This is a genomic window from Tahibacter caeni (assembly GCF_024609805.1).
Classification (GTDB): domain Bacteria; phylum Pseudomonadota; class Gammaproteobacteria; order Xanthomonadales; family Rhodanobacteraceae; genus Tahibacter; species Tahibacter caeni.
On the sequence record NZ_JANFVR010000548.1, the window covers coordinates 1 to 1,931 of the forward strand.

Genomic DNA, 1,931 nt, shown 5'->3' on the forward strand with positions numbered 1-1,931 from the left:
GCCCGCCGCGGCGCCGCGCGCCACGGCGCCGCCCTCCTCCGGCGCGCTGTCGCGCCGCGCGCTGCGCAGGATCTGACCATGGCGCTCGCGGACTCCGGCAGGGCGATCGGCGCGGTCAGCCGCCTGTTGCGCGATCATCTGATCCGGCGCGGCTTCGAGGTCGCGATCGGCAAGCCCGAGAACGAGGACAGCGTCAACGACGACCCCAAGCTCAACCTGTTCCTGTACGAGACTGCGTTCGATCCGCACCTGCGCAACCAGCCGCTGCGCGACGGCGAGACGCCGCCGCTGTGGCTCGTGCTGAAGTTCCTGCTCACCGCGTTCGCCGCCGGCAAGAACAGCGACACCGAAGGCGCGCACGACCTGCTCGGCCGCGGCCTGTCCGCGCTGCACGAGCTGCACTACCTGCCGCTCGATCCGCTCGTGCCGGCCGACGTGCGCCTCGCGCTCGAGCACAATCCCGAGCCGCTCAAACTCACGTTCGACGAGTCCAACGCCGAGCTCGTGTCGAAGGTCATGCAGGGCGCCGAGGAACGCTATCGCCTGTCGGTCGCGTTCCAGGTGCGGCCCGTGCTGATCGTTCCGGGCAACCTGCCGCGCGGCGCGCTGCTCGTCGGCGTCGACTACACCACGGCGCCGGAAACCGTGATCGGCCGCGACGGCGTGCAGCTCGGCGTGATTCCGACGCTCGGCGCGCGCCTCGCGCGCCTGGAACCGGACCGCTTCGAACCCGGCGCGGCGCTGACCCTGTTCGGCGACGACCTGTCGGGCGACCTGGAAGTCCTGCTCGGCGACGTGCGGCTGACCGTACTGCAGGCCGCACCCGACCGCCTGACGGTCACGGCCGAAGGCAGCCCGGGCACGCCGGTCGCGTCCGGCGCCACGCTGTCGGCCGGCGAACTGCCGCTGCTCGTGCGCCGGCGCCTGTCGCCGACGCGCACGCGCTCGTCGAACCTCCTCGTCGCACGGCTGCTGCCGACGGTCACGAACGTCGCGCTCGCCGGCGCGAACCTCGACGTCACGGGAACCCTGCTCGGCACGGCGGACGACGACGTCGTCGCGCTGCTGTGCCGCGAAAGCGACGGCGCGTCGGTGCGGCTGTTCGACACCTTCGTCCATGCCGCCGACCAGAAGACCCTGACCGTCACGAACGCGGTGTCCGGCCTCGCGGCCGGCGCCTACCGGCTGCTGCTGCGCGTCAACAACCAGCAGGCGCGGTCGAGCCCGCGCGTGGTGCTGCCGTGAGCGCCGCCGTGCTCGACGTCGCGCCGGTCGCCTTCACGCCGGGCCTGCACGCGCAGGATGCGCTCGCGCGTCACTGGCTCGCGCAGACGACGTTGCGCCTGCGCCGTGAAGTCGCCTGGCTCTGGCGCGAACGCGAGCTGCAGGGCATCGAAGGCACGCCGGGCGCGCTGCCGCCGACGATCGACCGCGCGCTCGCCGTACTCGATCTGGAGCGCTACGACCGCGACAAGCGCGCGTTCTTCGAGCGCGACGTCGCCGCGCGCTATCTGAGCGAACGCCTTGCCGCCGCGCCGCCGGCCGGGTCGGACGGCGGCTTCGGCCGCGTCGTCCGCGTATTGGAGCTGTCGGACGTGGAGTGCTTCGTGCTCGGGCTCGCGCTGCTCGCCGCGGTCGACGGCGCGGCCATGCACGTCATCGCGAGCTGCGCGAACGATGCGGCGCGCACCCTGCCGACGCTCGCGCTCGCGCAGCGCCTCTGGGACGAGCCCGACGCGCTGCTGCGCGCGTTCGATCCGGCGCATCCGCTGTTCCGCTGCGGTCTGCTCGCGATTCCCGACGCCGGCCATTTCTGGCAGGCGCCGCTGCTGGTGCCGCCGCTCGTCGCGCGCGAGCTCGTGCACTGCGACGCGGCCTTGCCGCCCGCGCTCGTGGCCATCGCGCCCGCCGCGGCGGAGCCGGCCGCGGCC

General features: G+C 73.6%; 2 protein-coding genes. Both read left to right on the forward strand.

What is annotated here, in order from left to right; translation table 11 throughout:
• The first annotated feature begins 78 nt into the window (after window positions 1-78).
• Window positions 79-1,245 (forward strand): Pvc16 family protein, encoded by a 1,167-nt coding sequence (locus tag NON22_RS23630; RefSeq protein WP_257389435.1) that lies wholly within the window; start codon window positions 79-81, stop codon window positions 1,243-1,245.
• Window positions 1,242-1,931 (forward strand): hypothetical protein (locus NON22_RS23635; RefSeq protein ID WP_257389436.1); only part of this gene is annotated, 690 nt, incomplete at its 3' end. The genes NON22_RS23630 and NON22_RS23635, both read left to right, overlap by 4 nt.